General features: G+C 62.8%; 16 protein-coding genes and 2 pseudogenes. 14 read left to right on the top strand and 4 right to left on the bottom strand.

What is annotated here, in order from left to right:
• Nucleotides 1-126: 126 nt before the first annotated feature.
• The 14 genes and pseudogenes from AB4Y40_RS42150 to hypE all read left to right on the top strand — a co-directional run.
• Nucleotides 127-1,623: pseudogene (locus AB4Y40_RS42150) on the top strand (nickel-dependent hydrogenase large subunit); the annotation flags it as partial.
• 63 nt (nucleotides 1,624-1,686) lie between these two features.
• Complete coding sequence (gene cybH / locus AB4Y40_RS42145) at nucleotides 1,687-2,391, top strand: Ni/Fe-hydrogenase, b-type cytochrome subunit (RefSeq protein WP_368692912.1); 705 nt, start codon at nucleotides 1,687-1,689, stop codon at nucleotides 2,389-2,391.
• A gap of 7 nt (nucleotides 2,392-2,398) precedes the next feature.
• Complete coding sequence (locus tag AB4Y40_RS42140) at nucleotides 2,399-3,061, top strand: HyaD/HybD family hydrogenase maturation endopeptidase (RefSeq protein ID WP_368692911.1); 663 nt, start codon at nucleotides 2,399-2,401, stop codon at nucleotides 3,059-3,061.
• An 8-nt stretch (nucleotides 3,062-3,069) separates the two neighbouring features.
• A complete protein-coding gene (locus tag AB4Y40_RS42135) occupies nucleotides 3,070-3,405 on the top strand; it encodes a HypC/HybG/HupF family hydrogenase formation chaperone (protein ID WP_368692910.1) in 336 nt (111 codons plus the stop codon).
• A gap of 21 nt (nucleotides 3,406-3,426) precedes the next feature.
• Nucleotides 3,427-3,618 carry a hypothetical protein gene (locus AB4Y40_RS42130; RefSeq protein ID WP_368692909.1) on the top strand — a complete coding sequence of 64 codons (192 nt, stop codon included), beginning with the start codon at nucleotides 3,427-3,429 and terminating at the stop codon, nucleotides 3,616-3,618.
• A gap of 269 nt (nucleotides 3,619-3,887) precedes the next feature.
• Nucleotides 3,888-4,679, top strand: coding sequence for a hydrogenase expression/formation protein (locus tag AB4Y40_RS42125; protein ID WP_368692908.1), 792 nt, complete (start codon nucleotides 3,888-3,890; stop codon nucleotides 4,677-4,679).
• A 2-nt stretch (nucleotides 4,680-4,681) separates the two neighbouring features.
• Entirely contained in the window at nucleotides 4,682-5,389 is a 708-nt protein-coding gene (gene hybE, locus AB4Y40_RS42120) for a [NiFe]-hydrogenase assembly chaperone HybE (protein WP_368692907.1), read from the top strand.
• A complete protein-coding gene (locus AB4Y40_RS42115; protein ID WP_368692906.1) occupies nucleotides 5,386-6,453 on the top strand; it encodes a hydrogenase maturation factor HoxV/HupK in 1,068 nt (355 codons plus the stop codon). Before hybE ends, AB4Y40_RS42115 begins: the two co-directional genes overlap by 4 nt.
• Before the next feature lie 52 nt (nucleotides 6,454-6,505).
• Complete coding sequence (locus tag AB4Y40_RS42110) at nucleotides 6,506-6,853, top strand: hydrogenase maturation nickel metallochaperone HypA (protein WP_368692905.1); 348 nt, start codon at nucleotides 6,506-6,508, stop codon at nucleotides 6,851-6,853.
• A gap of 31 nt (nucleotides 6,854-6,884) precedes the next feature.
• Complete coding sequence (hypB, locus tag AB4Y40_RS42105) at nucleotides 6,885-7,865, top strand: hydrogenase nickel incorporation protein HypB (protein ID WP_368692904.1); 981 nt, start codon at nucleotides 6,885-6,887, stop codon at nucleotides 7,863-7,865.
• Nucleotides 7,862-9,037, top strand: coding sequence for a carbamoyltransferase HypF (locus tag AB4Y40_RS42100; RefSeq protein ID WP_368692903.1), 1,176 nt, complete (start codon nucleotides 7,862-7,864; stop codon nucleotides 9,035-9,037). Before hypB ends, AB4Y40_RS42100 begins: the two co-directional genes overlap by 4 nt.
• Complete coding sequence (locus AB4Y40_RS42095) at nucleotides 9,028-9,285, top strand: HypC/HybG/HupF family hydrogenase formation chaperone (RefSeq protein ID WP_368692902.1); 258 nt, start codon at nucleotides 9,028-9,030, stop codon at nucleotides 9,283-9,285. Before AB4Y40_RS42100 ends, AB4Y40_RS42095 begins: the two co-directional genes overlap by 10 nt.
• Nucleotides 9,282-10,442, top strand: a complete 1,161-nt coding sequence (gene hypD, locus AB4Y40_RS42090) for a hydrogenase formation protein HypD (protein WP_368692901.1) — start codon at nucleotides 9,282-9,284, stop codon at nucleotides 10,440-10,442. The genes AB4Y40_RS42095 and hypD overlap by 4 nt, the downstream gene beginning before the upstream one ends.
• On the top strand, nucleotides 10,415-11,491 hold the full coding sequence (gene hypE / locus AB4Y40_RS42085; protein ID WP_368692900.1) for a hydrogenase expression/formation protein HypE: 1,077 nt from the start codon (nucleotides 10,415-10,417) through the stop codon (nucleotides 11,489-11,491). The genes hypD and hypE overlap by 28 nt, the downstream gene beginning before the upstream one ends.
• A 188-nt stretch (nucleotides 11,492-11,679) precedes the next feature.
• On the opposite strand, the pseudogene AB4Y40_RS42080 reads toward hypE, so the two are convergent.
• The 4 genes and pseudogenes from AB4Y40_RS42080 to AB4Y40_RS42065 form a co-directional block, all read right to left on the bottom strand.
• A pseudogene (locus tag AB4Y40_RS42080) lies at nucleotides 11,680-12,024 on the bottom strand (DDE-type integrase/transposase/recombinase); the annotation flags it as partial.
• Nucleotides 12,025-12,409: 385 nt separating this feature from the next.
• Nucleotides 12,410-13,186 carry a glycosyl hydrolase gene (locus AB4Y40_RS42075; protein WP_368692899.1) on the bottom strand — a complete coding sequence of 259 codons (777 nt, stop codon included), beginning with the start codon at nucleotides 13,184-13,186 and terminating at the stop codon, nucleotides 12,410-12,412.
• 93 nt (nucleotides 13,187-13,279) lie between these two features.
• Complete coding sequence (locus AB4Y40_RS42070) at nucleotides 13,280-14,137, bottom strand: sterol desaturase family protein (protein ID WP_368692898.1); 858 nt, start codon at nucleotides 14,135-14,137, stop codon at nucleotides 13,280-13,282.
• A gap of 525 nt (nucleotides 14,138-14,662) precedes the next feature.
• The gene (locus AB4Y40_RS42065; RefSeq protein WP_368692897.1) at nucleotides 14,663-15,745 is read right to left on the bottom strand and encodes an IS630 family transposase; all 1,083 of its coding nucleotides are present in this window, start codon (nucleotides 15,743-15,745) and stop codon (nucleotides 14,663-14,665) included.
• Nucleotides 15,746-15,948: the final 203 nt, after the last annotated feature.

Below are 15,948 nucleotides of genomic sequence, written 5' to 3'. Positions count from 1 at the left end.
TTACGGCAAGACGCCGATGTGCACCTTTCTCGATTCGCTGGATTTGGCCAAGGAGAAACTCATTCCCCATTGATCGCTTCCTTTCTATCGGTCCGACTACCTGTCAGATCGAGTCCCGGCTAATACAACTTCTATCACCTGCACGCGCTCGACTGGGTCGACGTGTTGTCGGCGCTCAAGGCCGACCCCAAGCTCACGTCCGAGTTGCAACAGCGCATCTCGCCCGCGCATCCGATGTCGTCACCGGGCTATTTCCGCAATGTGCAGACGCGTCTGCGCAAGTTCATCGAAAGCGGCCAGCTCGGTCCGTTCATGAACGGCTACTGGGGCAACCCCGCGTACGTGCTGCCGCCGGAAGCGAATCTGATGGCCGTGACGCACTACCTCGAAGCGCTCGACATGCAAAAGGAGTGGGTCAAGATCCACGCGATCTTCGGCGGCAAGAATCCGCACCCGAACTACCTCGTGGGGGGCGTGCCTTGCGCGATCAATATCGGCAACGACCTAGCGGCCGGCGCCCCCATCAACATGGAGCGCCTGAATTTCGTCAAGTCGCTCATCGACGAAGCGATCACTTTCTGCCGCAACGTATATGTGCCCGATCTGCTTGCGATCGGCACGATCTACAAGGCACGCGGCTGGCTGCATGGCGGCGGCCTGGCCGCGACCAACGTGATGGACTACGGCGCGTATCCGCTCATCAACTACAACCCATCGACCAACCAGATGCCAGGCGGAGCCATCATCAACGGCGACTGGAACACGCTCCTGCCAGTTGATCCGCGCGACCCCGAGCAAGTGCAGGAGTTCGTCGCCCACTCCTGGTATCAATACCCTGACAACTACCGCGGGCTGCATCCCTGGGACGGCATTACCGAACCGCACTACGAGCTCGGACCCAACACGAAGGGCACGCGCACCGCAATCGAGTCGATCGACGAGAGCGCGAAGTACTCGTGGATCAAGTCGCCGCGCTGGCGCGGGCACGCGATGGAAGTCGGACCGCTCGCGCGCTACATCCTCGGCTACGCACACGCGGAGCAGAGCAATCCGCATTGCGGCCGTATGAAGGAACAGATCGAGGCCTCCCTCCTTGCAGTGAACCAGGGCATGCCAAAGCTGCTCGGCTTGCCGGAAAGCTCGCTTGGCGTGAAGCAACTGCTGCCGACCACCATCGGCCGCACGCTCGCCCGCGCGCTTGAAGCGGAGTATTGCTCCGAGATGATGGCGGACGACTGGCAAAGCCTCTTGAAAAACATCCGCAACGGCGACACCTCGACAGCGAACCTTGACAAGTGGGATCCTTCGACGTGGCCAGCCGAGGCGAAGGGCGTGGGCGCGGTCGCCGCGCCGCGCGGCGCGCTCGGCCACTGGATCCGGATCAAGAACGGTCGCATTGAGAATTACCAGTGCGTCGTTCCGAGCACTTGGAACGGCGGCCCGCGCGACGCGAAAGGGCAGATTGGCGCGTTCGAAGCGAGCCTCATGGACATGCCCGTGGCGAATGTCGAGCAGCCCGTCGAGATCCTGCGCTCGCTGCATTCGTTCGACCCTTGCATGGCGTGCTCGACGCACGTGATGAACGCGGACGGTGCGGAAATGACCGCCGTGACTGTGCGCTAACCCCACCAGGCCGCCACAGCGCCTGCGCTCACCGACGCCGCGCGGCACGCAAGGATGATGACGATGCAATCGTATTCTCGACGCGAAAAGGCGGCCGACTTTGTTTCGCCCACCGAGGCGATTTACGTGTACGAAGCGCCGGTACGCGTCTGGCACTGGATCAACGCAGTGTCGATCGTGGTGCTGGCGTTGACCGGCGATTTTATCGGCTCCCCCCTTCCCACACAGCCCGGCGAGGCGAGCGCGAAATTTCTGATGGGCTATATCCGGTTTGCGCATTTCACCGCGGGCTACCTGTTCGCAATCGGACTTGTGGGCCGCGCGTATTGGGCGATTGTCGGCAATCGCCATGCGCGCGAAATGTTCTGGGTGCCGGTATTCTCGCGCGAGTACTGGCTGGACATGCTCACCATGCTGCGTTACTACTTGTTCCTCGGACCCACGCCGCGCCAGCTCAGCGGGCACAATCCGTTATCGCGATTCGCGATGTTCTTCGTGTTCCTGCTGATCTCACTCTTCATGATCGTGACCGGTTTCGCACTGTATGGCGAAGGCGCGCAGGCCGACTCTTGGCAACAGATTGCGTTTGGCCAGGTATCCACGCTGATCGGCCAGTCGCAGAGCGTGCACACGTGGCATCGCCTCGGCATGTGGGCGATCCTGATGTTCGTGATCGTGCATGTCTATATGGCGATCCGCGAAGACGTCATGGGGCGCCAGAACATGGTCGGCACGATGATATCGGGCTACCGTACCTTCAGGAAGTGAGGTTGCAATGCTGATTTGTGCACAAACCGCCGCGCCTGCCATCGTCGTACTCGGCATCGGCAACTTGCTGTGGGCCGACGAGGGTTTTGGCGTGCGCTGCATTGAGGCGCTTGAGCAGCACTTTGAGTTCGCCCCGCACGTGAGCCTCATAGACGGCGGCACGCAAGGGCTGTGTCTGGTCCAGTACGTCCAGGCCACCGACAGTCTGCTCATTTTCGACGCGGTCGATTACGGTCTCGCGCCGGGCACGCTGAAGATCGTTGAGAATGACGATGTACCGGCGTTCCTCGGCGTGCGCAAGATAAGCCTGCACCAGACCGGCTTCCAGGAGGTGCTGATGCTCGCGCGCCTGACAGGCCGGTATCCACGCCGCGTGCTGCTGATCGGCTGCCAGCCGGACGAAGTGGCCGATTTCGGCGGCAGCCTGCGACCCGCCGTTAAAGCGTCGCTCGAGCGCGCGCTCGAACTTGGCCTCGAGCGCCTTGCCGCATGGGGCGGAAAGCCCACGCCGCGCCACACCCCGTTACATGCCGACGATGCGGTCACGCTGCCACATCTCGCGCTTTCGCGCTACGAAGGCGAGCGGCCCAGCGAGGCCGATGCGTGCCGCACCGGCGACGAGCGCGTGCTGCAGCGCATGCGCCGCGAGGAGACGCCGTCGTGTGTATAGGCGTGCCGATGCGGGTGATCGAGGTGCAGGGCTTGCAGGCGCTGTGCCACGGACGCGACGGGCACCGCCGGATCGACACTTCGCTGGTTGGTCCATGCAGCGCCGGCGAATGGCTGCTGGTCTTTCTCGACACGGCGCGCGAGAAGCTCGACGGGACACGCGCGGCAGAAATCGACGCGACGCTCTCGCTCGTGGAACTGGCGCTGGAGGGAGACGCCGCCATGGCCCGAGCGAGCTCGCATTTTGAAATGCCGTCCGACCTCGGCGTGGACGATCTAGCCCGGTTGACCTCCAGCGCGCAACCGACGCATGGCCGTCACGGGTCTTCCGAGCAATCGACATGACAAATACGAACGGTATCGCGCTTGACGCGACGCCCGTGGCAGCGGCTAACCGATGGCAGACACGCCGTGTCCGTGGACGAACGAAAGGTAGACGACTGGATTGCGTACGGCGGCGAATGCGTAGCGCTGCTCGGGGCCGACGCGGTGCACTTTCCCGAATTCCTCGACGTGGCCATGATGCTGCCCGAACTCGCGCGCCGCGTGTGGCGGTGATCCACGTTGCTGTGTCTGCGCGACGGCGCTTATGTCACGAGGCTCTCCAGTATGACGGACTGGGATGACTACGTGGCAAACGTCGCACATGCGCTCGGGCAACCGACTACGCGGATGCCATGGGTCGGCATTCCCGGTCACGCCGTCGGCGCTTCGCCCGGCTGTCACGAATTGTCAACCAATTCTTGGGGTCGTTGATCGTGTCCATGAGTCCATTTCCCATTCCCGTCGCGCCTTTCGGCCCGGGCAACCAGGCCGAGAGCGACGCGGTGCTCGACTATCTGCCGATGCCGCAAGGCATGCGCATCTATGTGGCGCCGACGCTGCCTGAGCGCTGTGATGCGTGGGCACTCGACGCCGCGCGCGGCGTGCTTCGCGACGTATTGGGCGTACTGGCGGCATACGAACCTGGCACGCCGCCCGAAACCATCGATCTGACGCCGTACGATCCGGTAACGTTGCGCATTCTCAACGACGTGCTGGGCGAGGGCGAGGTCAGCGCGCGCGTCGACGACGCGCAGCGGAGCGGCGGGCTGATCCAGGAGACCGTGTTTGCCGGCCTGTGGTGCGTAGTCGAGCAGAATGGCGCGGGCCCGATCGACCGCCTCGAAATCGGCGCGGCCCCCGCGATGCTTGCCCGGCCCGAACACCCGGCGCAGCCGATGATGCCATTGCCGGACATGCTCCCGCTCGACGTGATGAACGCGCCGTCGATCCTGAGCGAGGTACGCGATTCCGTCGCGCGCTGGCGCGCCGGGGATGCGCCCCACATCGTCAACCTAACGCTCCTGCCGTTGTCGCCGGGGGATCAGCGACTGATCGACGCCGTGCTGGGCGAAGGCGCGGTACAGATATTGTCGCGCGGCTACGGAAAATGCCGAGTGTGCAGCACGGCGATCGCGAACTGCTGGCGTGTTGCATATTTCAACTCGCAGGACATGCTGATTCTGAACACGATCGAGATCACCGATCTGCCAGAGGTCGTGCGCGCCGCGCCAGAAGACCTCGCGGATTCGCGCGAGCGCTTGACCCAGTTGATCGAGTGGGTGGGTGAGGCGTGACGATGGACCAGCGAACGAAGCAATTCGAAGACTGCCATCTCGGCGCCAGCAGCCGAATCGAGGCGCACACGTGCCTCGAATGCAAGATCTGCTGGTGGATCCACCATCCCGAACAAGGCGACCCGGTCTTGCAGATTCCGCCGCACGCGACGTTCGTGGCGCTTCAGGCGCACTGGCGCTGCCGCGTTTACGGCCGCGCGCCGGATCAGTTCATGGTTCTTGTGGGACGCGGATTGACCGTGCGTGCAATCCAGCGGGAGGTCATACACGGCGATCCAAGGGTGGCTACGCTGGTCGCGCACTTCGAGACGGCCGCAACCAGTGCGATGCCTGACATGCCGGTCGTGAAACTCGCCTTGCGCATCGAGGGGACCGGCTTCGGGCCGATGCCCGGCGAGACCGGGGCCCGATGCGGTCGGTTCGGGATGCCGATCACGCCGTTGTCCATGAGGCCCCTATCGTTACCCGGCGCGATGCAGGACTCGGTGCAATGTCCGCGGCAGGCCGGCAAAGCGCGCGTGCGTCTAGGCGACGTCGATTTCAAATGGCTCGGCGCGCACGCGCAAGACGTCGGAGCCTATGCGTGCTGCTCGCTTTTTTTGCCGATGCTCGAATTCGCCGGACAGAAGAGCGCCACATCGGGCGGTGTCCCGCGCGTGTCGCGTCATTCGCTCCTGCTGCGGCCGGGCGCGTTAGGGAGCGCTCCATGAACGCGGCGATGCTGGCGACCTTGGCCGCACAGTACCGGGTGCGCCCCGGCCGGCACGACTGCATCGCGGGCGGGCGCCCACCACTCGCCGCCGCGCTGCTGCGCGGGCAACCGGTAGCAACCGCTGCGGCGCGGCTGTCGGCGCTCTTCTCGTTGTGCGGACTCGCGCATAGGCTCTGCGCAGAACTTGCCGTCGACGCAGCGGGCGCTTCAGTGGAGCACAAAAGCGACGGTGTGACCGACACCGCTCACGCCGCAATGCTCATGCGTGAGACGCTCGCCGTGCATCTTCGCTGCATGTGGACCGACTGGCCGGTACGGCTCGCCGCCGCCGCGCCGCATACGCTGCCCGACTTCGACTCGGTTGATTCCTCCGACTGGCTGGAGCGGCACGTTCTGGGCATGCCTGCGCAAAAGTGGCTAGCGCACTGGACGGACGATCCGCGTGGCTACTTAGCGGCCTGGAGCGCGCGAGCCGCGACGTTCCCGGCCCGGTTGCTGGCAGCCTGCCGCGCACACGCCGATACGATGCGCGCTACGCCGCGGCCGCTCATCATCGACGAAACGCGGTTAAGCGAACTGGCCGTGGCGATTGCCGAGAGTCCGGTCTTCGCGCACGCGCCCGTACAACGCGGCCTGCCTGCGGAGACCGGCGTGTGGACACGTAGCGACGATCCGCGTGCGCTGGAATACGACACGCCTTGGCTGCGGATTGGCGCGCGCGTCGCGGAGGTGGCGCGGCTGGCAGCGGGCGATGGCGGGCCAAGTGCGCTTCGCTTTGGCGCGCTGACGTGCGCGCCCGGCGAGGCGCTCAGTTGGTGCGAGATGTCGCGCGGCGTGCTGCTCCATTGGGTGCGCCTCGCGCCAGACGATGCGGCGCGCATCGAGGATTATCGCGTGGTCGCGCCGACTGAGTGGAACTTCCACGGCCAAGGCACGCTCGCGCAAGCCTTGTCGCGGCTGGACCCGGCGTGCGGCGATGGAACGTTCGCCGCGCGAGTAGGCGCGTGGATGGGCGCGTTCGATCCGTGTGCCGCCTATGTGGTCGACACGGACGGCGCGTGAGCACCAGGATCGAGACAAGGCCCCGAATACTGAGCTGAATGGAAGCCAAGGTATGCATGAAGTAAGTCTGGCCGGCGGTGTGCTTGCGTTGGTCGAAGCGGCCGCGGAGCGTGAGAGCTTTGTCCGCGTGAAGGTGCTGAGGCTTGAAGTCGGGCGCCTCGCTGGCGTCGATGTCGAGACGCTGCGCTTTGCCCTCAAAGCGATCGCGCCCGGCACCTGCCTTTGCAGCGCACGGGTCGAGATCGACGAACCCTCGGGAAGCGCGTGGTGCATGAACTGCAACGCGACCGTGGCGCTGGCCACGCGGGGCGCCCCCTGCGCGCACTGCGGCGGCTACTGGCTCCAGCCGAACGGCGGCACAGAGTTGCGCATCGTCGATCTGGTCGTCGACGATGCCTGACAATCATCGGATTAGCGCAAGGAGAAGCAACATGTGCATAGTATGCGGGTGCATCACCACCGGCGATCGGCAAAACACCGCTCAGGGACACGAGTGCGCGCATGCGCAGGGCCAGTCCGACACTCATTCCCGCTCCTACCGGACGCCATCGGGCAAAGACCTGCACTACGGGCTCGGGCCCGCGGGCTTCACGGTGCCCGGCCTAGACCAGGGCCGCACCATCAAGCTCGAGCACGACGTGCTGGGCGAGAACAATCGCCATGCCGCCGTCAACCGGCGGCACTTCGCGCAGCATGGCGTGCGTGCGCTCAATCTCGTGTCGAGCCCGGGCTCGGGGAAAACGACCCTGCTGTGTGCGTCGATCGCCGCGCTGCGCGAGCGTATGCCGAGCTTGCCCATCGGCGTGATCGAGGGCGACCAGCAGACGGCAAACGACGCAGAGCGTATCCGCGCGGCCGGTGCGCCCGCGATCCAGGTGAACACGGGAAAGGGCTGCCATCTCGACGCCGCGATGGTCGCCGCGGCCTTCGGACGGCTGCCGTTGCACGATCATCGCCTTTACCATGAGCACAAGGACGAGCGTGAACACGTGCCGCTAACGCCCGACACCCCGTGCAGCGTGCTCTTCATCGAGAACGTAGGCAACCTCGTCTGCCCCGCGCTGTGGGACCTCGGCGAGGAGGCGAAGGTCGCGATCATCTCGGTAACGGAGGGCGAAGATAAGCCGCTCAAGTATCCCGACATGTTCGCCGCCGCGCGCCTCATGATAGTCAACAAGGTCGACTTGCTGCCCTATGTACAGTTCGACGTCGAGCAGTGCATCGCGTATGCGCGCCGCGTGAATCCGTCCCTCGAAGTGATCTGGCTTTCGGCCACAACCGGCGAAGGCCTCGATGCGTGGCTCGACTGGATCACGAGTGCACGCGACTCGATTGCCGAGCGCATTAGCGTGCTGGAGAACAAGCTTGCGGCGCAGCGCGCGCAAAAGCATCGCGCCGGAGGCGAGGCATGACGGCGCGTGTGCAGAACCTGCCGCATACCCTCGGCGAGCGGACGGTGCTCGCCACCGGCGCATGGCTGAAGAACGCTGCGTGCCTGTGCATCGGCGGCGACGTTCACTGGTCGATGCTGCACGGTGATCTCGACGATCTGGAGCACTGTGTGGCACTCGACGCATCGGTGGCGGCGCTTGTTGAGACCGCCGAGCGCGCGGGGCAGCCCGTGCGCACGATCGCGCACGATCTGCATCCCGACTTCTACAGCACGCGCGTCGCGCTCGAATGGGGTGAGCGGCTCGGCGTGCCGACCGTCGGCGTCCAGCATCATCACGCGCATATTGGCGCGGTTGCGGCCGAGCAAGGGCTGCGCGAGCCCGTGATCGGCCTCGCGCTCGACGGCGTAGGCTTCGGCACGGACGGCGCCGCATGGGGCGGTGAGCTGCTGGAGGTGGCGCCCGCCTGCTGGCAGCGCCTCGGCAGTCTCACGCCGCTCGCGCTGCCCGGCGGCGACGTCGCGGCGCGCGAGCCTTGGCGAATGGCCGCCGCCGCCCTGCACGCGCTCGGGCGCAGCGGCGAAATCGGGCCGCGGCTCTCGGCCGTCGTGGGCGCGACCGCGGCGCGCACGGTCGGCGCCATGCTCGCGCACGGGCTCAATTGCCCGCCTAGCACCGGTGCGGGTCGCTGGTTCGATGCGGCGGCGGGACTGCTCGGCGTGTGCCTGCGCCAGCGCGCCGAATCCGAGGCGGCCATCGCGCTCGAAAGGCTCGCGAGCGGCTACCTCGTCGCGCACGAGGCCCCCGATGTGGCGGGCCTGTGGCGAATCGCGGACAACGGCGAGCTCGACCTTCGTCCGCTCCTCGTCAAGTTGCTCATGCTCGCGGACGCCGGCGAAGCCGCGTGCGGTGCGGCCGTCTTTCATGTTGCGCTGGCCGAGGCGCTCGCCCAATGGGCCGCGCTTGCCGCGCAGGGGCGCGCCGTTCTGTTTGGCGGCGGCTGCTTTGCTAATCGGCTGCTCACCGCGCATCTACGAGAGTCGCTCGCGGCGCACGGCGTGCACACCCTCATGCCCGACACGGTGCCCTGCGGCGACGCCGGGCTAGCGCTTGGCCAGGCTTGGGTTGCCACATATGGTCCGCAGATGTTGTCCATGCCTACGACGGCACGAGGAGTCAGTCCATGTGTCTAGCCATGCCGGCACAGCTCATCGACCGGTCCGACGCCGAAACAGGCGTCGTCGATTTCGGGGGCGTTCGAAAGACGGTCTCACTCGCGCTCGTGCCCGACGTGCGCCCAGGGGACTTCGTGATCGTGCATGTCGGCTTCGCGCTTGGCGTGATCGACCCCGAAGAGGCCGAGCGCACGCTCGCGCTGTTCAGCGAGGTCGCTCGGTCGCTTGGCGACGCGCCCATCGTCCAGTCCGGAACGGCGCAATGAAGTACGTCGACGAATTCCGCGACGACGAACTCGCCGCGCGTATTGCTGGGCGCATTCAGGCGGAGACGCTGACCGAACGCCGTTATCACTTCATGGAGTTCTGCGGCGGTCACACGCACGCCATTTCCCGGTTCGGCATCGCTGATCTTCTACCCGGTAACGTGTTGATGATCCACGGTCCCGGCTGCCCTGTTTGCGTGTTGCCGCTTGGGCGCATCGATCTCGCGATTCGCCTCGCGCTCGAACACGACGTGATCCTCTGCACGTATGGCGACACGATACGCGTGCCTGCCTCGTGCGGTCTATCGCTCCAGCGGGCCAAGGCGCGCGGGGCGGACATCCGCCTTGTGTATTCGCCGCACGACGCGCTGCGCATCGCGCGCGAGCATCCGGAACGCGAGGTCGTCTTTTTCGCAATCGGCTTTGAGACCACTACGCCGCCTACCGCGCTCGTCGTTAGCGAAGCGGCGGACTGCGGCGCGGAGAACTTTAGCGTGCTGTGCTGCCATGTACTCACGCCCGCGGCGATGACACATCTGCTCGCCGAGCCGTCTGTCGACGCGAACGCGGTGCTGCTCGACGGCTTCGTCGGTCCCGCGCACGTGAGTGTTGTGATCGGCTCCGCGTCTTACGAGGCCTTCGCGCAGAGGTATCGCAAGCCGGTCGTGATTGCCGGGTTCGAGCCGCTCGACGTGCTGCAGGCGATCCTCATGCTGGTGCGTCAGGTCAACGATGGCCGCGCGGAGGTCGAGAACGAGTTCGCGCGCGCCGTCACGCGCGCGGGCAACGCTGCCGCGCAGGCGCTCATGCAGGAGGTGTTCGAAACGCGGGAGTCGTTCGAGTGGCGCGGCCTGGGCGAGGTCCCATTGAGCGGGCTGCGCATTCGCCCGAAGTACGCGCGCTACGACGCCGAAGTCCGCTATGAGCTCGTCTACCGGCCCGTCGCCGATCACCGCAAATGCGAGTGCGGGGCGATCCTGCGGGGGCTAATACATCCGCGCGACTGCACAATGTTCGGCACGGTCTGCACGCCCGAGAATCCCATGGGCTCGTGCATGGTGTCCAGCGAGGGCTCATGCGCCGCGCATTATTCTTATGGTCGCTTTAAGGACATTCGAGTCGTCGAAGCATGCGCCCAGTCCACACATCCCCGGTGAAGTCCGCCTACGTGCGACCCCTAAACTTTCGCGACGGCCGCATCGACATGGGCCACGGCGCGGGTGGCCGCGCATCGGCGCAATTGACCCGCGAGCTGTTCGTCGCAACCTTCGATAACGAATGGCTGCGCCAAGGCAACGACCAGGCCACCTTCGCGCATCTCGCACCCGGGCCCGGCGAGCGCATGGTGATGACCACCGACGCGCACGTCGTCTCGCCGCTTTTCTTTCCCGGCGGCGACATCGGCAGCCTCGCCGTGCACGGCACCGTCAACGACATCGCGATGGCGGGCGCACGGCCTTCGTATCTCAGCGCGAGCTTTATCCTGGAGGAGGGCCTCCCGCTGGCGGATCTGCTCCGCATCGTCGAGTCAATGGCTGCTGCGTCGCGCGCTTGCGGCGCTCCAATCGTGACGGGCGACACCAAGGTCGTCGAGCGCGGCAAGGGCGATGCCGTGTTCATCACCACGACCGGGATCGGCGTCGTGCCCTCGGGCATTCACGTTGATGGCGCGCAGGCGCGGCCCGGCGACGTTGTGCTGCTCTCGGGCACTCTCGGCGAGCACGGCGTGGCGATCATGTCGCAACGCGAGGGCCTAAGCTTCGACACGGAGATCCGTTCGGACAGCGCCGCGCTGCACACGCTCGTGGCGGACATGGTTGCCGTCGCGCCCGGTGTGCGCGTTCTGCGCGACCCGACTCGCGGCGGACTGGCCACCACCCTCAACGAGATCGCCAGCCAGTCGGGCGTCGGGATGCGCATTCAGGAGCGCGCAATTCCCGTGCTGCCGCAAGTCGATGCGGCGTGTGAACTGCTCGGCCTCGATCCGCTTTATGTCGCCAACGAAGGCAAGCTAGTTGCAATCTGCGCAAGCGTCGACGCGCCGCAACTGCTCGCCGCGATGCGCGCACATCCGTTGGGCGCGGCGGCGGTTTGCATCGGTGAGGTGGTCGCGGACGCCCACGGCTTCGTGCAGATCGAGACGAAATTCGGCGGACGGCGCATCGTCGACTGGCTTACAGGCGAGCAACTGCCGCGGATCTGCTGATCCGTTCGTGGCGATAGTGATCGGGAGACTGAGAGTGCTTTCGGATAGTCAGGTCTCCCAGTCCCGCCCTCGCTGCAGCAGCCGTCGACCGCGCCCGTCGTCGACGCTACGCTACATTCAGACTCTATTACAAGGCGTTGTCACGTTAAGGTATTCGAGACGCAAGAGCGCACAGGACGTACATTTGTTCAGAAATTGGACGGATCTTGGGCGAGCCCAGTGAATCGATGCCATCCGGCAAAGCGTGCGGCGAGCTGTTTGCGATAGAGTGATGCACGCAGCAAATGTCGCTCAAGCGCGAAGTGCTGGCGAAGCGGACCGAAGCTCGATAAGAACGCTTGTGCGCGATCAGGATCGCGGAAGCCACGCATCCGGCGTTCGCGCTCACGCGTAGGTTGATGGCTGTTTTCGGCGCGGTTTTTCACCCGGGCACTGGCTTTGACGACGACGTGTTTGATGTTTGCCAGTTCTGGAATTTCGCCCCTCGCGGCCGGAGAGCTGCACAACTGATCGGTGACAATCCTTCGTGGCGCGTCGGCGTTTACGGATCGAAAATTTCGTCCGCACCCTCGGTGGCTCAAAATTCAGTCGGCGCGGACAATGCCTTGAGACACTCGTGCATCTTAAGAGGTCGGTGACCTACCGTTGAACCGCTACCTGAGATCGATTGAGGTGTCACCGGTCGTCTGGCAGAAAACGCAACCGCTCCTACGCAACCGACGACGATGCCGGGACAGTGTTTCAGATGCCTACCCGCAGAAGGGATGCTCCTGCTCCTGCATCCCCGCACGGATCGCTTGACGTCAATGAAACTTTCGCCGTTGGGCAGAACAACGGTCATTCCGGCTGGCCTGTTCCGGGAAGTCTGCATTACCGGCGGATACACATATATCCACGCGAGGACGGTAGGCGCCGATATCATTCGGTGGTGACGGAGAAGTTTTTGGACGCGAAGGGCAGACCGCCAGGCGACGATGTTATCTCGAAGCCATACTGAACATCGCCAAGCACGACGTCATCGAAATAATTCCGCGACTTGAGGTAATTCATGAACGCCAGCACGTCGAGCTTGGCATGGTCGGTCTTTTCTGTGCGAAGAAACGAATAGACCGTGTTACTGCCGTTGCTGCCCACGTATACATTCCAGTAACCGCCCGACAACTGGACATCTTTCTGCATTGGGATCGCGCAGCCGGAAAACGTCCAGTTCGCAGAAATCGGTTTGACGTTGCCGCAGCCATCAGGGGATCCGGTATAGTTGAGCCAGACCATGATTTCGTGCGCCTTGTTTCCGGCCCAGATATCGAAAGTCGATTCCCAAGCGCCGCTAGAAGGAGTGATCGCTGAGACGACAGCAGTCAGCGACTTAAGCGAACTGAGGGACTTGTTGACGGCGTATCCGATGTGCGGATAGGCCTTGATGTGGCCGGTGTCGGGTTGATTTGAATAGACGCCCCAGTCAAGGTTGCTGTTGGCCCAGATTGTCTGCTCGCCTGCGGCGACGCCTTGGCAGGGCGCCCAGACGTCATTGTTGAACGTGTAGCTACCGTAGGAGCTAGAGGCAAAAAGGAGATTGGACGGATAGCAGGACGAGGTTTCGGGCGAAGTTGCAGACCAAGTCTCGGCCTGTGCTTCTGCACTGCAAACCATCAAAGCTGTGGCGGCACAGCCGGCGAGGAATGGCATTCGCTGCATAAGCTTGCTGTCTCCTATAGGGTGGGTGATGTCAGTCGAGATTGGTCTCCCTTGGCTTTTAGCAGCGATATGAGCGGTAAAATTGCCGAACTGTCAGTCACCCATCCTATTGCCACTTTTGACTGACGGCCGAAGCCAGCGGCGTTGGTCAAACGGGAACAGAACGTAGTCGCGAACCGTATGCGGTTCCGGTTGGTTGCGAAGACCAACTTCCGGCCATTCCTCTTTTACCGGCCAGTATGCCGTGCGAAAAACCGTGTCCCAGATGGTGGTGAAGAACCCGTAGTTTTGGTGCCGGTGATGCGACTCCATTGAGTGGTGAATGCGGTGAAACTGGTTATCGCCGATGATGTATCGGAGCGGCCCGAGATTCACACGGGTGCTCGAGTGAGAAAGATGCGCCTGAAAACTAATTAGCGTCATGGCAACCGCGGGCGCGACACCGGACTTGAAGTGGATTAGCGCGAGTGGCAGTGCTACAAACATCGCGTAAACAATCGGTTCGGAAATGTGATGATTACAGTTCCATGCGGTCAACTCGCGGATCGAGTGATGAGTCGCATGCAAGCGCCACAGGAACGGAATTGCGTGCTGTGCGCGGTGCATCCAGTAGTAAAAGAAGTCGCCGGCAATTGCAACCAGAACGCTAGAAAGAACTGCCATAAACACCCCTACAATCGTGTTTCCGGAATGGAGCAACGCCTCAAAATCGACAGTCAGGAGTGGTTTCACACCTAACCATTGCAGCCCCATAGCGTAAAGGTGCCAGATTAATGCACCACAACCAATGCGGATTATCCAGTTCCGCGCGCCCCGAATGTATGACGAAAAACTGTAACGGTAGGCCGGGAAGATCAGCTCGAGTACGACGCAGACGTTAGCGAAGACCATCACGAGCTCAAATGAGTTCACGAAGAACAAGGCCATCTGATCAATATCGACAACGTGCATTCATTTGCTCCGGCGAATCGGCGTTTTATGCGCGAGCCTAGGTTAAAGCAGTACTCATCAGCCGGTTGCCTGATAGCTGTCAACTGTCGGTTCACACGTCCGAGAGTATTTGGTCCGGCGCGTCCGATAAATGCCGGCTCGGCATGCCATTCGAAGTGCGCGCGGTGGTGCACGGGATGCACCTAGCTGATCAAGCAACATCAGTACCGTAGTTACTTCAACTATAACGGTGACGACTACACAGCAGGATCTAGTATGCATCGCTCCGCGCCATTGCGAAAATAGATTGTTTGGATGGGAAGCATCCGCATTCTAAATGCCGTTTGCGCTTCAGTCGTAAGTAAGTACTGCCGGCATCACAACTGATTTGTCTCAGGAGTTGATTGCCACATTCACCGACCCAACTCTTCTACGGACATGACGCCAATCTGATCGCGGTCGACAGTCCTTGCTATGCCGTCGCAGTGGGATCGGCGTGGAACGAAATCCACAGCGGGGAGTTCGTCTCTCTGGGACATCTGGGCACTAGTGTTCCGTCCCAGAAATAACTTTGCATAGCCGAGCCACTTTCTGGAGAATTGAATCGGCGGTCGCGGTCCATACGAACGGCCGGCCGTGTTGGTTGTACTGCTCGATATATCGCTCGATGCTGGTGATGAGTTGACGCACGTTCCTGAACGACCCTCGACGGATCGCCTGCTGCGTAATCAGGCCAAACCAGCGTTCAACCTGATTCAGCCAGCTTGAGTAGGTCGGCGTGAAGTGCATGTGGTAGCGCGTATGCCTGGCCAGCCACGCCCTGACCTTGGGATGCTTGTGTGTCGCATAGTTGTCGACGATCAGATGCACATCGAGATCGGCGGGCACCGCCTGATCCACATGCCTGAGAAACGCCAGGAATTCCTGATGTCGGTGGCGCGGCTTACATTGCGCAATAACTTCACCCGTTGCCGTATTGAGCGCGGCGAACAGAGTGGAAGTGCCGTGCCGGACGTAATCATGCGTCACTCCCTCGAGACAGCCCAACCCCATTGGCAACATCGGCTGCGTACGCTCCAGCGCCTGGCACTGGCTCTTCTCGTCGACGCACAGCACCAGGGCATTGGTCGGGGGGCTCAGGTACGGCCCGACGATATTGCGCACCTTCTCCACGAAGTAGGGATCATTAGACAGCTTGAAGCTTTTTGACCGATGAGGCTGTACGCCGAACAACGACAGATATCGGGCCACCGAACTCTTCAAAATCCCTGTCTGCGCAGCAGCGGAGCGCACGCTCCAGTGCGTTGCCCCGTCCGGCTTCTCATGCAGTATCCTCGCCAGCAATTCCGCAACTGCTTCATCGTCATGCGTGCGAGGCCGGCCTGGACGGGCTTCATCATGCAGACCGGCAAGTCCATGGGCAACAAACCGCTTCTTCCAGTGCGTAATTGCCGGCGGTGTTACTTCGCACTGCGTTGCAATTTCTTGACTCGTATGGCCGTCAGCGGCCATCAAGACAATCTTTGCCCTGCGCACCAGAGAGTGCGGCAGCGAACGCGAGCGGCTCATTGACAGCAATTGTTCTCGCTCCAGTTCCGACACGACAACCTCGATTCCTTTGCGTCCCATGATCGCCTCCAACTCATCGTGATTCGATCATAGAACAATCTGAATTTACGTAAAGTTATTTCTGGGACACAACACTGTCCAGTGAACCAATGAAATTGCACTGATCTAATAGTGCATGGGCAAAATGAATCTGAGTGAAACCGAGCGCGAAGACCTGATGTCGATGCAGCGCAGCCGCACAATGGCCGTTGGCGAGGTGAGGC

It is taken from the genome of Paraburkholderia sp. EG287B, from assembly GCF_040965595.1.
In the GTDB taxonomy this organism is placed as follows: Bacteria; Pseudomonadota; Gammaproteobacteria; order Burkholderiales; family Burkholderiaceae; genus Paraburkholderia.
This window is presented reverse-complemented; position numbering and strand designations above follow the sequence as displayed.